Source organism: Anaerotalea alkaliphila, from assembly GCF_010179735.1.
GTDB lineage: Bacteria > Bacillota > Clostridia > Lachnospirales > Vallitaleaceae > Anaerotalea > Anaerotalea alkaliphila.
Window position 1 is genome coordinate 46134 of the sequence record NZ_JAAEEH010000005.1, and the last position, 18445, is coordinate 64578.

At 56.8% G+C, this 18445-nt stretch carries 16 protein-coding genes; 12 read left to right on the top strand and 4 right to left on the bottom strand.

The window, feature by feature from the left end:
- Nucleotides 1-11: 11 nt before the first annotated feature.
- Nucleotides 12-1127 carry an aminopeptidase gene (locus GXN74_RS03080; protein ID WP_162369453.1) on the bottom strand — a complete coding sequence of 372 codons (1116 nt, stop codon included), beginning with the start codon at nucleotides 1125-1127 and terminating at the stop codon, nucleotides 12-14.
- A 134-nt stretch (nucleotides 1128-1261) separates the two neighbouring features.
- Between GXN74_RS03080 and asnS the strand changes: the two genes are divergently transcribed.
- Genes asnS through GXN74_RS03095 form a run of 3 tightly spaced genes read left to right on the top strand, consistent with a single transcriptional unit; the run spans nucleotide 1262 to nucleotide 4605 of the window.
- Entirely contained in the window at nucleotides 1262-2653 is a 1392-nt protein-coding gene (gene asnS / locus GXN74_RS03085) for an asparagine--tRNA ligase (protein ID WP_162369454.1), read from the top strand.
- A gap of 30 nt (nucleotides 2654-2683) precedes the next feature.
- Nucleotides 2684-3553 (top strand): mechanosensitive ion channel family protein, encoded by an 870-nt coding sequence (locus GXN74_RS03090; protein WP_162369455.1) that lies wholly within the window; start codon nucleotides 2684-2686, stop codon nucleotides 3551-3553.
- Nucleotides 3550-4605 carry a 6-phosphofructokinase gene (locus GXN74_RS03095; protein ID WP_162369456.1) on the top strand — a complete coding sequence of 352 codons (1056 nt, stop codon included), beginning with the start codon at nucleotides 3550-3552 and terminating at the stop codon, nucleotides 4603-4605. The genes GXN74_RS03090 and GXN74_RS03095 overlap by 4 nt, the downstream gene beginning before the upstream one ends.
- 88 nt (nucleotides 4606-4693) lie before the next feature.
- Here the strand turns inward: GXN74_RS03095 and GXN74_RS03100 are convergent, their stop codons facing one another.
- The 3 genes from GXN74_RS03100 to murC all read right to left on the bottom strand — a co-directional run bounded on the left by GXN74_RS03100 (nucleotide 4694) and on the right by murC (nucleotide 8484).
- Nucleotides 4694-5683, bottom strand: coding sequence for an ATP-binding protein (locus tag GXN74_RS03100; protein WP_162369457.1), 990 nt, complete (start codon nucleotides 5681-5683; stop codon nucleotides 4694-4696).
- 16 nt (nucleotides 5684-5699) lie between these two features.
- Nucleotides 5700-6725 (bottom strand): DnaD domain protein, encoded by a 1026-nt coding sequence (locus GXN74_RS03105; RefSeq protein ID WP_162369458.1) that lies wholly within the window; start codon nucleotides 6723-6725, stop codon nucleotides 5700-5702.
- Between the two features lie 379 nt (nucleotides 6726-7104).
- The gene (gene murC, locus GXN74_RS03110) at nucleotides 7105-8484 is read right to left on the bottom strand and encodes a UDP-N-acetylmuramate--L-alanine ligase (RefSeq protein WP_162369459.1); all 1380 of its coding nucleotides are present in this window, start codon (nucleotides 8482-8484) and stop codon (nucleotides 7105-7107) included.
- A gap of 175 nt (nucleotides 8485-8659) precedes the next feature.
- On the opposite strand from murC, the gene purR reads away from it, so the two are divergent.
- The 9 genes from purR to proS all read left to right on the top strand — a co-directional run bounded on the left by purR (nucleotide 8660) and on the right by proS (nucleotide 18432).
- Nucleotides 8660-9475, top strand: a complete 816-nt coding sequence (purR, locus tag GXN74_RS03115; RefSeq protein WP_162369460.1) for a pur operon repressor — start codon at nucleotides 8660-8662, stop codon at nucleotides 9473-9475.
- 80 nt (nucleotides 9476-9555) lie between these two features.
- The gene (locus GXN74_RS03120; protein ID WP_162369461.1) at nucleotides 9556-10833 is read left to right on the top strand and encodes a glucose-1-phosphate adenylyltransferase; all 1278 of its coding nucleotides are present in this window, start codon (nucleotides 9556-9558) and stop codon (nucleotides 10831-10833) included.
- On the top strand, nucleotides 10830-11945 hold the full coding sequence (gene glgD / locus GXN74_RS03125) for a glucose-1-phosphate adenylyltransferase subunit GlgD (RefSeq protein WP_162369462.1): 1116 nt from the start codon (nucleotides 10830-10832) through the stop codon (nucleotides 11943-11945). The genes GXN74_RS03120 and glgD overlap by 4 nt, the downstream gene beginning before the upstream one ends.
- 128 nt (nucleotides 11946-12073) lie before the next feature.
- Nucleotides 12074-12370 (top strand): septation regulator SpoVG, encoded by a 297-nt coding sequence (gene spoVG, locus GXN74_RS03130; protein WP_162369463.1) that lies wholly within the window; start codon nucleotides 12074-12076, stop codon nucleotides 12368-12370.
- A 129-nt stretch (nucleotides 12371-12499) separates the two neighbouring features.
- Nucleotides 12500-13912 carry a bifunctional UDP-N-acetylglucosamine diphosphorylase/glucosamine-1-phosphate N-acetyltransferase GlmU gene (gene glmU / locus GXN74_RS03135; protein ID WP_162369464.1) on the top strand — a complete coding sequence of 471 codons (1413 nt, stop codon included), beginning with the start codon at nucleotides 12500-12502 and terminating at the stop codon, nucleotides 13910-13912.
- The gene (locus GXN74_RS03140; RefSeq protein ID WP_162369465.1) at nucleotides 13909-14874 is read left to right on the top strand and encodes a ribose-phosphate diphosphokinase; all 966 of its coding nucleotides are present in this window, start codon (nucleotides 13909-13911) and stop codon (nucleotides 14872-14874) included. The genes glmU and GXN74_RS03140 overlap by 4 nt, the downstream gene beginning before the upstream one ends.
- Nucleotides 14875-15038: 164 nt before the next feature.
- Complete coding sequence (locus tag GXN74_RS03145; RefSeq protein WP_162369466.1) at nucleotides 15039-15758, top strand: HAD family hydrolase; 720 nt, start codon at nucleotides 15039-15041, stop codon at nucleotides 15756-15758.
- Between the two features lie 24 nt (nucleotides 15759-15782).
- Entirely contained in the window at nucleotides 15783-16856 is a 1074-nt protein-coding gene (locus GXN74_RS03150) for a hypothetical protein (protein ID WP_162369467.1), read from the top strand.
- Nucleotides 16857-16995: 139 nt separating this feature from the next.
- Complete coding sequence (proS, locus tag GXN74_RS03155; protein ID WP_162369468.1) at nucleotides 16996-18432, top strand: proline--tRNA ligase; 1437 nt, start codon at nucleotides 16996-16998, stop codon at nucleotides 18430-18432.
- The last annotated feature ends 13 nt before the right edge of the window (nucleotides 18433-18445 follow it).

Here is an 18445-nt window from a genome sequence, read left to right on the forward strand (position 1 = left end):
GCGCTCCTTCTCTAGACCAGGTTCTCCGGATTGAGGCCTTCCAAGCCAGGGAGGACGAAGCGTCCGTCCTTGCGGACCAGCACATCGTCGAAATGGATTTCCCCGCCTCCGTACGCGGGGGTCTGGATCAGGACCAGATCCCAGTGGACAGCGGAGCGGTTGGTGTTGTCGGCTTCCTCATAGGCGTTCCCGGGAGTGAAGTGGAAGCTGCCCATGATCTTTTCGTCGAACAGGGTGTTCTTCATGGGTTTCAGGATGTAGGGGTTGACGCCGATGGCGAATTCGCCGATATAACGCGCTCCCTCGTCCGTGTCGAAGACCTCCAGGATCCTTTTGGTGTCGTTGGCGATGGCATCCACAATCCTGCCGTCCTTCAGCTCCAGGCGTATGTTCTCATAGGTGAAGCCCTGGTAGACCGCCGGGGTGTTGAAGGTGATGTGGCCGTTGACCGAGTCCCGCACGGGGGCTGTGAACACCTCCCCGTCGGGAATGTTCATCCTGCCGTCGCATTTGATGGCGGGAATCCCCTTGATGGAAAAATGGAGGTCCGTTCCTGGGGATGTGATCCGTACCCGGTCGGTACGCTCCATCAGGGAAACCAGGGGATCCATGGCTTGGGACATCCTGCTGTAGTCCAGGTTGCAGACCTTGAAGTAGAAATCCTCGAAGCTTTCCAGGCTGGTGTTGTTCAGTTGGGCCATGGAGTCGTTGGGATACCGGAGGACCACCCATTTGGTGGAGGGCACCCGGATGTCGGTATGGACGGGCTTGGAATAGGATTTCTGGTAGAGGGACTGCTGGCTTCCCGGAACATCGGCCAGTTCGCTCACGTTGTCAGAACCCCGGATGCCGATGTAGCAATCCATGTCCCGCATCCGGGCGCTGTCCCATTTGGCCTGCAACTCATAAAGCTCCTGGGGGGCCAGAAGCATCTGCTCCCGCTGGAGGCGGGGGTCCGTATGCTGGAGGAAGGGAAGTCCCCCCGCGGCGTACACCTCCTTCACAAGCTGGCGGGCCAGGTCGCCGGTGGCGTGGCCGATATATTCGATGAGAACCTTTTCGCCGGGCATCACCCGGCAGGAATAGCGTACAAGGTTTCCTGCCAATTCCTCAATGCGTCGATCCATGGAAACACTTCCTTTCTATTGATTATCGGTTATTACAGTATAGCGCAAGGCAGCGGTCCTTGCAACTTAGACCCGTGCATGGTCCGGGCTTTTGTGCTATAATGTTTCCTATCAAGATCAACCAGGAGGACAGTATGGAGTCGGTGACAATCAAGAAGATCCATGAGAACCCGGAGGCGCACATGCAGGGGAAGATTGCCGTGGCGGGTTGGGTCCGCAACGTCCGGGCATCCAACCGGTTCGGATTCATCAGCCTCAACGACGGAAGCTGCTTTTCCCCCCTGCAGGTCGTGTTCGGTGAGGACCTGCCGGATTTCCGGGAGGTCGGGAAGACGAATGTGGGGGCCGCCCTGGTGGTGGAAGGCACGCTGGTGCCAACCCCCCAGGCCCAGCAGCCTTACGAGGTCCAGGCCGAGCTGATCCGCGTCGTCGGAGCTTCCGTCCCGGAATATCCCCTGCAGAAGAAGCGGCACGGATTGGAGTACCTGCGCACCATTCCCCATCTGCGGGCCAGGACCAATACCTTTACAGCGGTGTTCCGGGTCCGTTCCATTGCGGCCTACGCCATCCACCGCTTCTTCCAGGAGCGGGGATTCGTCCATGTCCATACCCCCATCATCACCGGAAGCGACTGTGAAGGGGCGGGGGAGATGTTCCGGGTGACGACCCTGGACCTCCTGCATCCTCCCAGGACAACGGAAGGGGAGGTGGACCATGGCCGGGATTTCTTCGGGCGGGAGACCAACCTGACCGTCAGCGGCCAGCTCTACGGGGAGGCCTATGCCATGGCCTTCGGAAGCATCTACACCTTCGGGCCCACCTTCCGTGCGGAGAACTCCAACACCCCCAGGCATGCCGCCGAGTTCTGGATGGTGGAGCCGGAAATGGCCTTCGCCGGCCTGGAGGAGAACATGGCTATGGCGGAGGACATGCTGAAATTCCTGATCCGTGCGGTCCTTGCGGAGGCCCCCGAGGAGATGGAATTCTTCAACAGGCATTTGGATCCGGGACTGATGGAACGACTGGAGAATGTCCTGGAGAACCGTTTCGCCCGAGTCGGGTATACGGAGGCGGTCCGGATCCTGGAGGAGAGCGGTGTGGAATTCGAGTATCCGCCCGCATGGGGAGCCGACCTGCAGACCGAGCATGAGCGGTATCTGACGGAGATGGTCTACCAAAAGCCTGTATTCGTAACCGACTACCCCAAGGAAATCAAGGCCTTCTACATGAAGGAGAACGGGGACCGAAGGACCGTGGCGGCCATGGACCTGCTGGTCCCGGGGGTGGGGGAAATCATCGGAGGCAGCCAGCGGGAAGACGACCTGGAGAAGTTGGAGCGGAGGATGGAAGTCCTGGGACTGTCCCGGGAGGACTACGGCTGGTACCTGGACCTCCGGAGGTTCGGCGGGGCACCCCACGCCGGCTTCGGCCTTGGTTTCGAGCGGTTCCTGATGTATGTGACCGGCATGGGCAACATCCGGGATGTGGTTTCCTTCCCGAGGACCGTCAAGAATTGCAACCTGTAGACAACGGAAGCGGCAAGGAGGGAAACATTCATGGAACCGGAACAGGTGGTGGACGAGGTGAAGGCCTGGGCGGGCCTGGCGGAGACCGCCCAAGGTAAAATGGTGGACTGGCTGGCCTCCTACGGTCCCAAGGCGTTGGGGGCGGTGGTCGTGTATCTGCTGGGGGGGAGGCTCATCCGGGCCATGGTGCGGATGAGCGAAAAGGCCATGGAGAAGTCCGCCATGGACATCTCCCTCTCCAGGTTCATCCTTTCAGTGATGAACCTCACCCTGAAAGGGCTGCTGGTCGTCATCCTGGTGGCCATGCTGGAAATCCCCACCAATCCCATCATCGCCCTGGTGGGCGCGGCAGGGTTGGGGATCGGCATGGCCTTCCAGGGGAGTCTGGCCAATTTTGTGGGGGGGATCATCATCCTGGTCCTGCGTCCCTTTTCCATCGGGGATTATGTGGAGGAGGAGGACCGGGGACATGTGGGTACGGTCATCGACATCCACATATTCTACACAACCCTTCGCACGAAAGACAACAAAAGGATCACCATACCCAACGGCCGCCTTTCCAACAGCGGCATCATCAACTACACCCGGGAAGAGTTCCGGCGGGTGGAGCTGGTCATCGGAGCAGGCTATGGGGTGCCGGCCGCCAAGGTCAGGGAGAATGTCCTGGCGGTCGTCCAGGCCCATCCCCTGGTGCTGAAGGACCGGGAGATGTTCGTGGGGATGAAGGCCCACGCGGAAAGCGCCCTCCTGTACGACGTGTTCGCATGGTGCAGGGGAGAGGACTTCCTGCAGGTGAAGTATGAGCTGCTGGAACAGGTGAAGGTGCGTTTCGACCAGGAAGGCATCAAAATCCCTTACCCACAAATGGAAATTCTGATGAAAAAGGAGAGCATCCAATGAAGAAGAGAATCGGCATATTGACGAGCGGTGGTGATTGTCCCGGGTTGAATGCGGCCATCCGGGGAGTTGCGAAGGCGGCCTACGGCATGATGGATTGCGAAATCGTGGGAATCCAGGACGGGTTCAAGGGTCTGATCGAGGACAAGTCCTGGGAAATGCTGCCGAAGGATTTTTCCGGCATCCTGACCAGGGGAGGGACCATCCTGGGGACTTCCCGGACGCCCTACAAGAAGATGCGGAAGATCGAGAAGGACGGGGTGGACAAGGTCAAGAACATGGTGAAGACCTACGAGCGTCTGAAGCTGGACTGCCTGGTGACCCTAGGGGGGAACGGCACCCATAAGAACGCCAATCTCCTGCGGGAAGAGGGTCTCAACGTGGTCGGCCTTCCGAAAACCATCGACAACGACATCTGGGGAACGGACATGACCTTCGGATTCCACAGCGCGCTGGACGTAGCCACAGAGGTGGTGGACCGGATCCATACCACCGCCGACTCCCACGACAGGGTCATGATCATCGAGCTCATGGGCCACAAGGCGGGGTGGTTGACGCTATATGCGGGGATTGCCGGAGGAGCCGACGTGGTGCTCATTCCGGAAATCCCCTACGATGTCAAGAAAGTGGTGGGCTCCCTCAAGGAGAGGAAAAAATCGGGGAAGGACTTCTCCATCATCGCGGTGGCGGAAGGGGCCAGAAACATGGAGGATCCCAAGGCGGAGGATCCCGGAACGGACGGATTCCCCTCGGTTTCCTACAGGATAGCGGAACTGATCCAGCGGGAGACGGGGATGGAGACCAGGGTCACCATCCCCGGCCACCAGCAGCGGGGAGGCAGTCCCAGTCCCTACGACCGCCTGCTGGCCACCAACCTGGGGGCCTATGCGGCGGAAATGATCGCCAACGAGAACTACGGAAAAACGGTGTCCCTGATCAACAACAAGCTTTACGCCACCCCTCTGGAGGATGTGGCGGGCAAGCTGAAGCTGGTGGACCCTGGAATCGAGCTGATCAAGAACGCACGGCTGATCGGCATCGGCTTCGGGGACTGAGGGCGCCGTTCCATAGAAGAATGAAAACAGGCCGGGACCTTCCAACGGGAAGGTCCCGGCCTGTTTTCACGCGCCGGGTGAGGGCGGATCAGCGGTATTTCATCAGCCGGATGTCCGTGCCGAAGAATTTCAAGGGGGTGTAATAGCCGAAAATCCGGGAGACAATCCGCTCCGAATACTGCACCGACCATTCGCTGGAGCCCAGGTTGGTGGAGACGACCGTATGCTTCTTGTGGAGAAGCCTGGTGTTCAGGCAGTTGAAGAGCTCGGAGCTGGTGAAGCTGTTGTTCACCTCGGTCCCCAGGTCGTCTATGATCAGCAGGTCGCAGTCGTAGAGGGCCTGGATTTCCTCATAGCCGTACTCCTGGTTGTCGTTGTGGAAACGGTAGTTCTCAAAAATACGGAACAGCTGGAAGGCGGAAAGGTAGATTACGGTGTATCCTTCGTCCAGAAGTGCCTTTGCGATGGCGTTGCAGAGGAAGGTCTTGCCCAGCCCGGACTGCCCGTAGAGGATCAGGTTGGCGAAGGTATGGCTGAAGTTTTCCACGAACTCGAGGCACCGGTCCAGGACGGAGAGCATGTTGGAACGGGGGGAAACGCCTATTTCCGGCAGGACCTGGGTGTCGTAGTAGTCCAGGGAGAAGGTGTCGAAATTCTCCTCCTCCAGGATGGCCTTCAGGTTGGACTGCTCATAGGCCACATGGATGATGGCCTGCTTCAGGCACCGGCAGCGCTCGTTCCCCACATATCCGGTATCCTTGCAGAGCTTGCAGTTGTAGATGGGGTCCAGATAGTCCGGGGGATAGCCGTTCGCCACCAGAAGACGCTGCTTGTGCTCCACCAGCATGGCGATGTGCTCGGTCAGGCCCTCCAGATAGTCTTCCCTGCGGGAGGGGTCCTCCATGACCGCTTGGGCGGTGGTCAGCCCAAGGGTGGCCACTTTGTTGTGCACATCCTGCAACTTGGGGATTTTGGCGAAAACCTCCTCCCGGCGCTTCTTCAGGAGATTGTTGTTGTCCTGCCGGATCTTGTCGTATCGGGCCAGGAGCTTGTTGAACGCGCTTTGGTTGATTCCCATGGGGGGGCCTCCTTTCTCAGGGCTTGCCGTCTTTGTCCTTGAGGCGCATGTCCAGCGCCTTTTTCTCCAGGGCATCGAAATCGTAGTTGCGCTGGCTGAAATTGGAGAACTTGTTCCGGGGGAGGGGCTTCGTCTTGAAGGCGTTGCCTCCCTGGCCGCCTCCCTGACTCTTCTTGGCCTCCAATTGGGCCTGGAAAGCGGCATCCAGCTTCTGGATGTCCTCCAGGGTGCGGACCTTGCTCTCGTGCCAGCTGGCCAGCATCTTGTCGGCATATTTGAATTCCGGTTTGTTGATGGCCTGGACCGTCCGATGGCAGGCCTCTTCGATGATGGGAAGGTCGAACCCGTAAGCGAACCAGCGGTCCATGACCTGGATCTGGGGAGGGGTGGGGGTGCGGTCCCCAAGACCGAAAGCCTTGAGCACGGCGAAATAACGCTTGTTGAAGACCTGGGACCGGTATTTGGCTTGGGCGACGGTCTTGATGTTGTTTTCCGCCCAGTCCAAGGCCACCTTCTCCATATAGCGCATGTTCCGGTGGTCCCCCATGACACAGTATTCCACAAGGATTTCGATGACCTCCACCGGAAGCCCCAGCCAGTCATGGAAGCTGACCAGGGTGCTGATGTCGTTCTGGGTCAGGATCTTGCCCATGTACTTTTGGGTTATGTAGATGAGTTCCTTCAGTTCCGTCTGCTCCATGAACCTGGCCAGTTCCTCCACGGTATAACCGGGTTTTTGATCCGCTGGAAGGAGGGGGGACGGGGGAGCGGAGGAAGGGGGAGCCCCTTCCTCCGCAAGGCGCCAGACCTCCTTGGACTGCCAGTAACGGATGGCGCGCTCCACATCCGACTCCGTAAGATGCAGGCGGTCCGCGATGTCCCCGACGGACAAAGGGCTGGAGCCTTCCGCCGAAAGGCGCTCCGCCAGAAGATAGACCTTGACGAAATCCCCGTTGGCACCGGCCAGGTGGTTGTCGATAAAATCATTGGAGACCAGGATGTACTTCTGTTGATGCGAGGCATCTAGGATAAACGATTTCATACAACCTCCATAATGCGGCAGTTCGATGTTATGTAAACCTTGCAGGGGCTGCGGATTGGGCGCGCAGCCCCTGCAAGCGACAGTTTGTCCATTATAGCATAAAAGGAAGGAAAACAAAACTAATCCGATTTATCTGAAAAATCCCCGTTTTTCCACCGATCTAAGAGAATCTTGTTGAAAACTGTTGATAAACCTGTGGAGAATGTGGATAACAACCGAACATAATTTCTGCAGAGGCACCTGGAAACCAGAGAATCCAATGGAAACACCGAAGGTTGCGGAAATTCCTGGAGCCCGAAGGGAGACGTTATGTAAACCGGAGGGGTGTGGGTTTCCATCCGCATGGGCATGTGCACAAACCTGTGGACATTGTGGAAAACTATCCCCGCAACAAATCCTCTCCTATTAAATATACGTTTCCGGCGCCCATGGTTATCAACAGATCCCCTGGGACACAGTTGGCCAGAAGAAAGGCCTCGATGTCGTCGAAGGATTCCAGATAATGGCAGTTGGGATTGACCTCCCGGATCCGGGCCACCAGGTCCTTGGCATGGATGTTTCCGGGATTGGCTTCCCGGGCCGCGTATATGTCGGTGACGATCAGATTCTCCGCCTTGGACAGGGCCGAGACGAAATCCTCGAACAGCAGCTTGGTGCGGGAATAGGTGTGGGGTTGGAAGACAACCCACAGGTGTTTGTGCTCCATGCGTCCGGCCGCGGCCAGGGTGCCCAGGATTTCCGTGGGATGGTGGGCGTAGTCGTCCACCACGGTGACCCCCATCAGGGAACCCTTGTATTCGAAACGGCGGTCCGCGCCGCGGAAAGCCTCCAAGCCTTCCTGGATGGTCTGCAGGTCGATGTCCAGGATACGGGCGGTGGCGATGGCGGAAAGGGAGTTGTAGATGTTGTGCTCCCCCGGCACATGCAGTCGGATGGGGGCCAGGAAGCTTCCCAGGTGGTAGAGGTCGAAGGTTGCGCAGCCCAAGGCGTCGTAGACGGGGTTGCGGAAACTGTAGGTGTCCTCCTCCCTGTTGCCGAAGGTGGTCAGGGAGTATTGCCGCGGCTCAGCGATGGCGCCGTAGTCCGGGATGCTGCTGTTGATGACCAGATGGCCGTCCGGAGGCAGCCGGTGGGCGAAGTTGTGGAAGGAGGCGCGGATTTCCTCCAGGCCGGCAAAGAAATCCAGATGGTCTTCCTCCACATTCAGGATGATGGCGATCCGAGGATTGAATTTCAGGAAGCTGTTGTGGTATTCGCAGGCTTCCGTGATGAAATAGCCGGATCGCCCCACCCGGATGTTGCCGCCGATGGACTGCAGCATGGCGCCCACGGAGATGGTCGGATCCTTTTGGGCGGCCAGGAGGATCTGGGAAATCATGGAAGTGGTGGTGGTCTTTCCGTGGGTACCGGAAACGGCGATGGCCTGTTCGTACTGGTCCATCAGCTGACCCAGCAGCTCCGCCCGGTCGATGGCGGGAATCCCCAGTTCCAGCGCTGCGGCGAGCTCTGCGTTGTCCATGGCGATGGCGGCCGTATAGACCACCAGGTCCAGCCCCCGGTGGATGTTGGAGGTCCTGTGTCCAATCCGCACCAGCGCCCCCAGTTCCTGGAGATGGTCTGTGGTTTTGGAACGGGTCATGTCTGAGCCGCTGACCTGGAATCCCCTCCCCAGGAGGATTTGGGCCAGTCCGCTCATGCTGATGCCTCCGATGCCGATGAAATGGACATGTATGGGTGTAAACAAATCGATTTTATACATAGATGGTCTCCTTTGCGGTGAATATGGATCTTTGTCCATTATACAATAAATCCCATGAAAAAAGCAGGGGCAATGGGGAGAAAAAATCCGAATATTTTTTTGGAATCACCTTATAACATTCGAACTATTGGTGTATAATTAGGCATATAACGAGAAAGAGTCCGGGTGAACAAGCATGGAGAAAAAAAGGTCAAAAGCGGAGAGGATTGCCATCATCACGAAAAAACTGGTGGAAAACCCTTCGGAAATACATACGCTGCAGCAATTTTCGGAAATGTTCCATTGCGCCAAATCCACATTGAGCGAAGACATCGATGGGATTGGAAGGCTCTTCGAGGAGGAGGGGCTTGGGAAGGTTGTCTCCCTTCCGGGAGCCGCAGGGGGCATCTACTATTCCCCCGTGCTGACCCCCTCCCAGGTCCAAGAGGTGCAGGAAGACATCTGCCGGAGATTGAACGAGTACAGCAGGGTGATTCCCGGGGGATACGTGTACATGAACGACATCTTCTACACCCCAAGGATCCTGCAGAGCATGGCACGGTGCATCGTGACCCGTTTCTGCAACGAGCAGGTGGATTATGTGGTCACCATCGAGACGAAAGGGGTGCCCCTGGCCATGGTCATCGCGGAACTCCTGAACAAGCCCATCGCTGTGGTGCGGAAGTCGGCCAGGCTGACAGAGGGGACCACCATGCAGATGAACTATGTGACGGGTTCCAACCGGAACATCCACACCATGGCTCTGCCCATCAAATCCATCCGGCGGGGTTCCCGTGTGCTGCTGGTGGATGATTTCATGAAGGCCGGTGGGACGGCCAAGGGAATCATGGACCTGATGAAGGAGTTCGACACCACCGTGGTGGGCGTGGCCGTGGTCATGGCCACCCGGGAGCCGGAAAAGAAGCTCATCAACGACTACTACTGTCTGGTGGAATTCCAAAGTGTGGACGAGGAAAAGGAAACCATACAGATTATTCCTAAAAAAATGTGAGAATTCTGGATAAACCTATGCAAATTTGATATAATGGCGACAAAGCATCGTATCACAAGGTCCTACAAGGAGGCTGCGTCATGAAGAAAAAAGAGATAATCGCCATGCTCCTGGCGGGGGGACAGGGAAGCAGGCTGGGAGTATTGACGACCCACCTGGCCAAACCTGCCGTTTCCTTTGCCGGCAAATACAAAATCATCGATTTCGCACTCAGCAACTGCATCAATTCAGGCATCGACACCGTTGGAGTGGTGACCCAATACCAGCCCTTGCAGTTGAACAGGCACATCGGCATCGGAATCCCTTGGGACCTGGACAAGAGCTATGGGGGCGTGGCCATCCTGCCCCCCTATGTGAGCAAGGAGTCCAACACCTGGTATACGGGAACGGCCAATGCGGTCTACCAGAACATCCCTTACGTGGCCTATTACAATCCGGAATATGTCCTGATCCTGTCCGGAGACCACATCTACAAGATGGACTACGAGATGATGCTCAACTACCACAAGAAGAGGAATGCGGACTGCACCATCGCTGTCATACAGGTGGAGCCGGAGGAGGCCTCCCGTTTCGGGATCATCAACACGGACGAGGAGAACAGGATCGTCGCCTTCGAGGAGAAGCCCAAGGAGCCCAAGAGCCGGATGGCCTCCATGGGCATCTACATCTTCAAATGGAAGGCGCTGCGGGAAGCCCTTGTCCTGAGCGAGGCCAACCATGACGACAGCGACTTCGGGAAGCACATCATCCCCTACCTGATCGAACAGAAGTACCGGCTGTTCGCCTACCAGTACGAAGGGTTTTGGAGGGATGTGGGAACGCTGGACGCCTACTGGGAGACCAACCTGGAACTTGTCGGATTGGTTCCGGACTTCAACCTGTACGAGGCCTACTGGAAGATCTACACCAAGAACGAGATCCTTCCGCCCCAGTACATCGCACCAGGCTCCTACATCGAAAAGTGCATCCTGGGCGAAGGGACGGAAATCTACGGCAGCATCTACAACTGCGTCATCGGTTCCGGCGTGATCGTGGAGGCCGGAGCGGTGGTGCGGGATTCCATCCTGATGAGCGGCGTGACCGTCGGGGAAGGTACCCGGATCGACAAATCCATCATCGGAGAGAACACCTGCATCGGAAAAGGGGTCCGGATGGGGGAGGGGGAATTCAGGACCAACGGGGAATACCCCCAGATCTATGTGTCCGACATCACCGTGGTGGGAGAGAATTCCTCCGTACCCGACGGCGTTTCCATCGGCAAGAACTGCGCCCTTTACGGGCAGCTGGTTCCGGAGGATTTTCCGGAAGGCAGGCTGGAAAGCGGCAGCAACAGGATCAAAGAGGAGGTGGAGCAATGAGGGCGTTGGGAATCATCCTGGCAGGCGGGAAAAACGAACGGCTGCGGGAACTGACCTACAAGCGGGCGGTGGCAGCCATGCCCATTGCGGGCAGCTACCGGGCCATCGACTTCTCCCTGAGCAACATGATGAACTCCGGCATCAGCAAGGTGGCGGTGGTCACGCAATACAATTCGCGGTCCCTCATCGAGCACCTGAGTTCCTCCAAGTGGTGGGATTTCGGACGGAAGCATGGAGGACTCTACGTGTTCACGCCCTACATCACCAGGGATTCCAGCCTATGGTACCGGGGGACGGCGGATGCCATCCACCAGAACCTCTCCTATCTGAAGGACAGCCATGAGCCCTACGCCATCGTGGCCCAGGGGGATGCGGTGTGCAAGATCGACTTCAACAGGGTTCTGGAGTACCATGTGGAAAAACGGGCGGACATCACCATCGTTTGCGCCAGGATGGAGCAGGAGCTCCACCGGTACGGCATGGTGGAGGTGGACGAGGACAACCGCATCGTGGAGTTCGAGGAGAAGCCGGTGGACCCCAAAGGAGACATCGTGTCCACAGGCATCTACATCATACGCAGGCGGCTGTTGATCGAGCTGATCGAAGCCTGCGCAAAGGAGGAGCGTTACGATTTCGTCAGCGACGTGATCATCCGATACAGGAAGCAGAAAAGGATCTACGCCTACCTGCATGACGACTACTGGTCCAGCATCGCCAGCCTTCCCTCCTACTACCAGGTCAACATGGATTTCCTGAAGAGGGAGAACAGGGACAAGTTCTTCCGGGAGTATCCCACCATCATGACCAAGGTGGAGGACGAGCCTCCGGCAAAATTCAACCAGGGATCCCGGCTGTCCAACAGCCTCTGCTCCAGCGGATGCATCATCAACGGGCAAGTGGACGATTCCGTGCTCTTCAGGAAGGTGTTCGTGGGCAGGAACAGCGTCGTGCGCAACTCCATCATCATGGACGGCGCCTATATCGGGGAGAACTGCATCGTGGAGAACTGCATCGTGGACAGCAAGAGCCGGATATCGGACGGAAGCGTCTACATCACCAGCGGACAGGGGGACATTCGAGTTGTCTCCCAAAAAGAACAGTACACGGGGTGATGTTTGAAAATTGGCGGGCGCCCCTGCGGACATCAGACAATTGAAATAATCATTGAAAGTTGTGTGGGGAAGGACTATAATAATAGTATTAAAGAGGGACCCAGGTTTGACAGAAAGGGGCAGGCACTATGGAAATTACAGACGTACGTGTACGGAAAGTTGCCAAGGAAGGCAAGATGAAGGCGGTTGTCTCCATAACCTTTGACAATGAGTTTGTCATCCATGATATCAAGGTCATCGAAGGTGAAAAAGGATTGTTCATAGCCATGCCAAGCAGAAAAGCCCTGGATGGGGAATTTAGGGACATCGCCCATCCGATCAACTCGGAAACAAGGGACCGCCTGCAAAAGATCATTTTAGACAAATACGAGGCAATCCAGTTGGAAGACCAGCCTTTTGAAGAAGGGATGGAATACGACGGTTGACAAGAGGAAAAGCACTTCTATGGGTGGGTCATTTATAGGAGTGTTTTTTTTGACTGGAATCCACATTTGTGGTTGATTCTGAAGGGATTCTATTGTACAATGAGGAATTGAATGAGAGGTGTATACAATATGCATAAAATCAAAGCAGTCATACTGGCAGCGGGTGCCGGAACCCGGATGAAGTCGGAAGTGCCGAAGGTCCTGCACAAGGTTCTGGACCGGACCATGCTGGATTATGTGTTGGAAGCGGCGGAAGAAGCGGGTGCCCAAGAGGTCTGCATCGTGGTTGGACACAAGGGGGACATGGTCGTTTCCCATGTGGAGAAGACGGGCCGCACGAATGTGGTGTTTGCGGTCCAGGAGCAGCAACTGGGTACGGGCCATGCGGTGATGCAGGCGGGGGACTTCATCGGAGAGGAAGGGCAGGTCCTGATCCTTTTCGGCGATACGCCCTTGATTGGAGGCGACACCCTGGCGTCCCTGGTGCGTACCCACCAGGAAGAAGGCAACCAGGCAACCGTCCTCTCCACCCATGTGGACGACCCCACCGGCTATGGACGGATCATCCGGGGTGGGGACGGAACCTTTGTGAAGAGCGTGGAGCATAAGGACGCCAACGAAACGGAAAGGACCTCCAAGGAGATCAATTCCGGCATGTACTGCTTTGAAGCCAAAGCCCTGGGCAGTGCGCTGCAGAAAATCACTCCCCACAACGTACAGGGGGAATATTATCTGCCGGATACGCTGGCCATCCTGAAGGAAGCGGGAGGCAAGGTGGGCGCCGCCCCCGTGGAATGTAGCGATGAAGTGCTGGGAGTGAACTCCAGGGTGCAGCTGGCGGAAGCCACAGGCATCCTCCAGAAGAGGATAAACACCTGCTGGATGGAGGCGGGAGTGACCATCCTGTCTCCGGAGACGACCTTCATCGGCAAGGATGTGGTGTTCGAAAACGATGTGACGGTCTATCCGGGGGTCTGGATGGAAGGAAAATGCTTCGTCGGAAGCGGCAGCGTGATCGGATCCCATTCCAGGATCGAGGGGACACGCATCGGCAGGAACAATGAAATCGTCCAGTCTGTCATCCTGGACAGCTCCATGGGAGAGGGAAACCATGTGGGGCCCTTTGCCTACATACGGCCCAACTCCACCCTGGGGGACCGGATCAAGATCGGAGACTTCGTGGAAATCAAGAACGCCGTCATCGGAGACGGCACCAAGGTGTCCCACCTGACCTACATCGGGGATGCGGATGTGGGGAAAGACATAAATTTCGGCTGTGGAACCGTAGTGGTGAATTACGACGGTTACCACAAACATCGGTCTGTCATCGAGGACGGGGCTTTCATCGGTTGCAACACGAACCTGATCTCCCCCGTGCACATAGAGAAAAATGCCTATACGGCAGCCGGATCTACCATCACCATGGACGTGCCGGAAAATGCACTGGGAATTGCCAGAGCCAAGCAAACGAATAAAGAGGGATGGGTGCAGAAGTACAAGGCAATCAATGAAAAAGTTGAAAACCAGGAGGATTCGAGATGACAAGTACGATCAAGAACACGGAGGGGATCAAGATTTTCGCATGCAATTCCAATCGGGAACTGGCGGAGTCCATCGCCAAGGCCCTTGGAATGGAATTGTCCAAGTCGGAAGTGGGACAGTTCAGCGATGGTGAAACCTATGTGAAAATCAACGAGATGGTAAGGGGAGTGGACTGCTACATCGTCCAGTCCACATCCAGCCCCGTGAATGACAACCTGATGGAGCTTCTGATCATGATCGACGCATTGCGGAGAGCCTCCGCCGGCAGGATCACGGCGGTGATGCCCTATTATGGGTACGCCAGACAGGACCGCAAGGCAAGGGCCCGGGACCCCATCAGCGCAAGGATGGTAGCGGACCTGATCCAGACCGCGGGAGCGGACAGGGTGTTGACCATGGACCTCCATTCCGCCCAGATCCAGGGATTCTTCACCATTCCCGTGGACCATATGATCGGCAACCCCCTTCTGGTGAAATACTACCAGGAAAAGGTCGGATACGACAAGGACAGTTATGTGGTGGTGTCCCCGGACATCGGATCGGTAAAGAGGACAAGGCAGTTCGCGGAGTTCATCGACGTTCCCATGGCCATCATCGACAAGCGCAGGCCGGAAGACAACGTGAGCGAGGTCATGCACATCATCGGGGAAGTGAAGGGCAAGAACGTCATCCTGGTGGACGACATGATCGATACCGCCGGCACCATCTGCAATGCCGCCAATGCGTTGAAGGAGAAGGGGGCTGTGAGCGTCCTGGCATGCTGCACCCACCCGGTCCTCTCGGGACCGGCCATCCAGAGGATCCAGGACTCCGCCATCGAAGAGCTTCTGGTGCTGGACACCATCAAGCTGGAGAAGGAGAAGCAGATCCCCAAGATCAAGCAGCTGACAGTGGCGGATATTCTGGCGGACGCCATCTACCGGATCCACAACAACGCTTCGGTGTCCACGCTTTTCAGATAAAGAGACTGCAGCAAGGCAACGGCCAGGGAAGGAAGGCCGTTGCCTTTTTTCTTGAAGGGCAGGAATAAAAATCTTGAGTCTGCAGGAAAAATATGAGATACTTGTGAGAGGTGCGGACATAGGAAGCCCGGCAAGGCCGGGCGTGAGCTGCGATGGAGGTCAGTATGTATCAAAACTACGTGTTCAGTTTTTACGGCACATTGGTGGACATAAAAACCAATGAGGAAAAACCCAAGGTTTGGGAAAAGATGTCGCTCTACTACGGCTACTTCGGGGCGGTGTACAATCCCGAAGAGATGCGGGAAGTGTACGAGAAAACAGTCAAGAAATTCCTGGAGTCGAACAAGAAAAGCAAACACCCGGAAATCGACATCGAGGATGTGTTCTATAAATTGTTCAAGGTAAAAGAGGTGCAGCCGAAGAAGAAGGTGGCCAGGGAAGCGGCCAGGGTCTTCCGCATGCTGACGACCGAGAAGATTGGCCTTTACGAAGGTGTCGGGGAGGCGCTGCAGCTGCTCCGCGACAAGGGGAAGAAGCTGTACCTTCTGACGAACGCACAATCCAAGTTCGTGCAGCCGGAACTGAAGCTGCTGGGGATCGAGCAGTTCTTCGACGGAATCTACTGCTCCTCCGACTATGGGGTCTGCAAGCCCAGCGAAACCATCTTCAACAAGCTTCTTCAGGAGGAGGGCCTGAAGAAGAAGGAAACCTTGGTGGTGGGGAACGAATATTCCATGGACATCAAGGGCGCCAACAATGCCGGAATCGATGCCCTGTTCATCCGGACGAACCTGACCAGCACCCTCGCGCAGGAGGAACCCTGCAAATTCCAGGTCATGGATGGAACGCTTGTGGACGTCGTCTCCATGACAGGGACCCGCTAGGGTCCGGAAAGGTGGGGACATAGGATGCGGATCAATGGGAAAGTATTGAAGGAAGGGCTCCATGTCGGGCTTGTGGCGTTTTTGACAAGCTATGCGATTTCCCTGGTGTTGTCGGTGGTGGTCAATCTGGCGGTGATGGATGAGATCAGCGTGCTGCTCCAGGGGGTCCTGAGCGACCACTTCCAGGCCGGGGCGGCTTCCATCCTGCGGGTGGCGGCCATCATCCAGAATCTCTCCATGTACAACATGTCGGGGGATTTCAAGATCGGCCTTCTGGTCTTTGCGGTCATACCGTTTGTTTCCTTCTGGCTGGCGGACAGGGAAGACAACGCGCGGGAAGGGTTGGATGCCAGGAACCTGGGCCATTATGTGGTATCCTCCCTCACGTTCAGCGTGCTGCTCTCCCTGCTGTCCTGGGGTGCGGGAGGGACACTTCTGTCCGTCCGGGTGGATTTCTTCTCCTGGCAGAACGCGATGACGACCATGGTGGCCGCCTTCTTCATCCAGGTGGTCATCGCCTTGAATTATGGACGGCACTTCGGCGACGGGGTGGCCTCTGCCAGGAAACTTGTGCGGATCCTGCTGGCCATCGGCCTTGCGGCAGGTCTGGCGGGGCTGGTCTTCGGTGTTGTGAAGTACATCGGCGACCTGGTGACCGGCTTCTTCCTTGTGCTGGTGCTGCTGCCCAATGTGGCGGTCTATGGGATGTTCCTTCTTATGGGAATGGAACCTGCATTCAGCCAACCCATGCGGAAAATGCTGGAGTTGGGGGGGGTGGACCTGGGTGGGGGACTGTTGCCCCCATGGGTCCGCCTGATCGGAATCCTGGTCTTCCTGGGGATTGGCATCCATGCCTTGGCAGGCCTGCGGCGGGAAGGCTATCTGAAACAGCTGGCTGTGTGCAACGGCGCATTTGCGGCCTTCTCCGTGCTCATGGCCTTCGCCACGGGAGTCAACCTGGGGATTGTCAAGAATGTGGTCCACATCCAATTTGGAATCCCCTTGCTGCAGGCATTGCTGCTGCCTCTGGTGTTGCTGTCGGCGGTGGGCCTGGGGCTCTTCCTGGTGCGGAAGATCCTGGATGTCCTTAGGAATTGAAGAAGCGTGCGCTGCACGCTTCATTCGTGTTTTCAATGTACACTAGGTAAGTTCGTCCAAGCTTGTTTGGGACAAAACTTCCCTGGAATATGCTTTTCTCAATCGGTTCTCAAATTCATAGAGCGAAGGAGTTAATGAAATGGCAAAAGAGAAGAAATTGGTGGAGGCGATCACCTCCATGGACGTGGACTTTGCGCAATGGTATACGGATGTGGTGAAAAAGGCGGAGCTGATCGACTATTCCAGCGTCCGGGGCTGCATGATCATCAAGGCCTATGGGTATGCCATCTGGGAGTTGATCCAGAAGGACCTGGACAGGCGGTTCAAGGAGACGGGTCATGAGAACGTGTACATGCCCTTGTTCATACCGGAAAGCCTCCTGCAGAAGGAGAAGGACCATGTGGAGGGCTTCGCCCCGGAGGTGGCGTGGGTAACCCACGGAGGGCAGGAAAAATTGGCGGAGAGGCTTTGCGTGCGGCCCACCTCCGAGACCCTCTTCTGCGAGTTCTACTCCAACAACATCCAGTCCTACAGGGACCTCCCGAAGCTCTACAACCAGTGGTGTTCGGTAGTGCGCTGGGAGAAGACCACCCGCCCGTTCCTGCGCAGCCTGGAGTTCCTGTGGCAGGAGGGGCATACGGCCCATGCCACCCATGAAGAGGCGCAAGAGGAAACCATCCGGATGCTGAACGTCTATGCGGATTTCTGTGAGAACGTGCTGGCGATCCCCATGGTGAAGGGCAAAAAGACGGAGAAGGAAAAGTTCGCCGGCGCCCAGTCCACCTATACCATCGAGAGCCTGATGCACGACGGGAAAGCACTGCAGTCGGGCACCACCCACAATTTCGGGGACGGCTTCGCCAAGGCCTTTGAAATCCAATATACAGACAAGGAAAACAAGCTGCAGTATGTGCACCAGACCTCCTGGGGCATGACCACCCGCCTGATTGGAGCGGTGATCATGGTCCACGGGGATGATTCGGGACTGGTGCTTCCGCCCGCCATCGCACCGGTGGAGGTGGTCATCGTACCCATCATGCAGCACAAGGAGGGCGTCCTGGAGAAGGCCGCGGAACTGAAAGGCCGTCTGGAAAAGGCGTCCCGGGTGCGGGTGGACGATTCGGACAAGAGTCCGGGTTGGAAATTCGCGGAACACGAGATGAAGGGTGTGCCGGTCCGTCTGGAGATCGGTCCCAAGGACATCGAAGCCAACCAGGCCGTGCTGGTGCGCAGGGACACAGGGGAAAAATCGATCGTATCCCTGGACGGCATCGAGGCTTCGGTGGAGGAGCTGCTGGGCGCCATCCAGAAGAACCTTCTGGAAAAGGCCAGGGCCCACAGGGATTCCCATACCTACATCGCCAAGGACATGGCGGAGTTCACCAGAATCCTGGAAGAGACCCCCGGCTTCATCAAGGCCATGTGGTGCGGCGACCAGGCCTGTGAGGATGAAATCAAGGAAAAGACCAGTGCCACTGCCAGGTGCATGCCCTTCGAACAGGAGCGCGTATCGGACACCTGCGTATGTTGCGGAAAGGCTGCCCAAAAAATGGTTTATTGGGGCAAGTCGTATTAGAGATCAGGAGGAA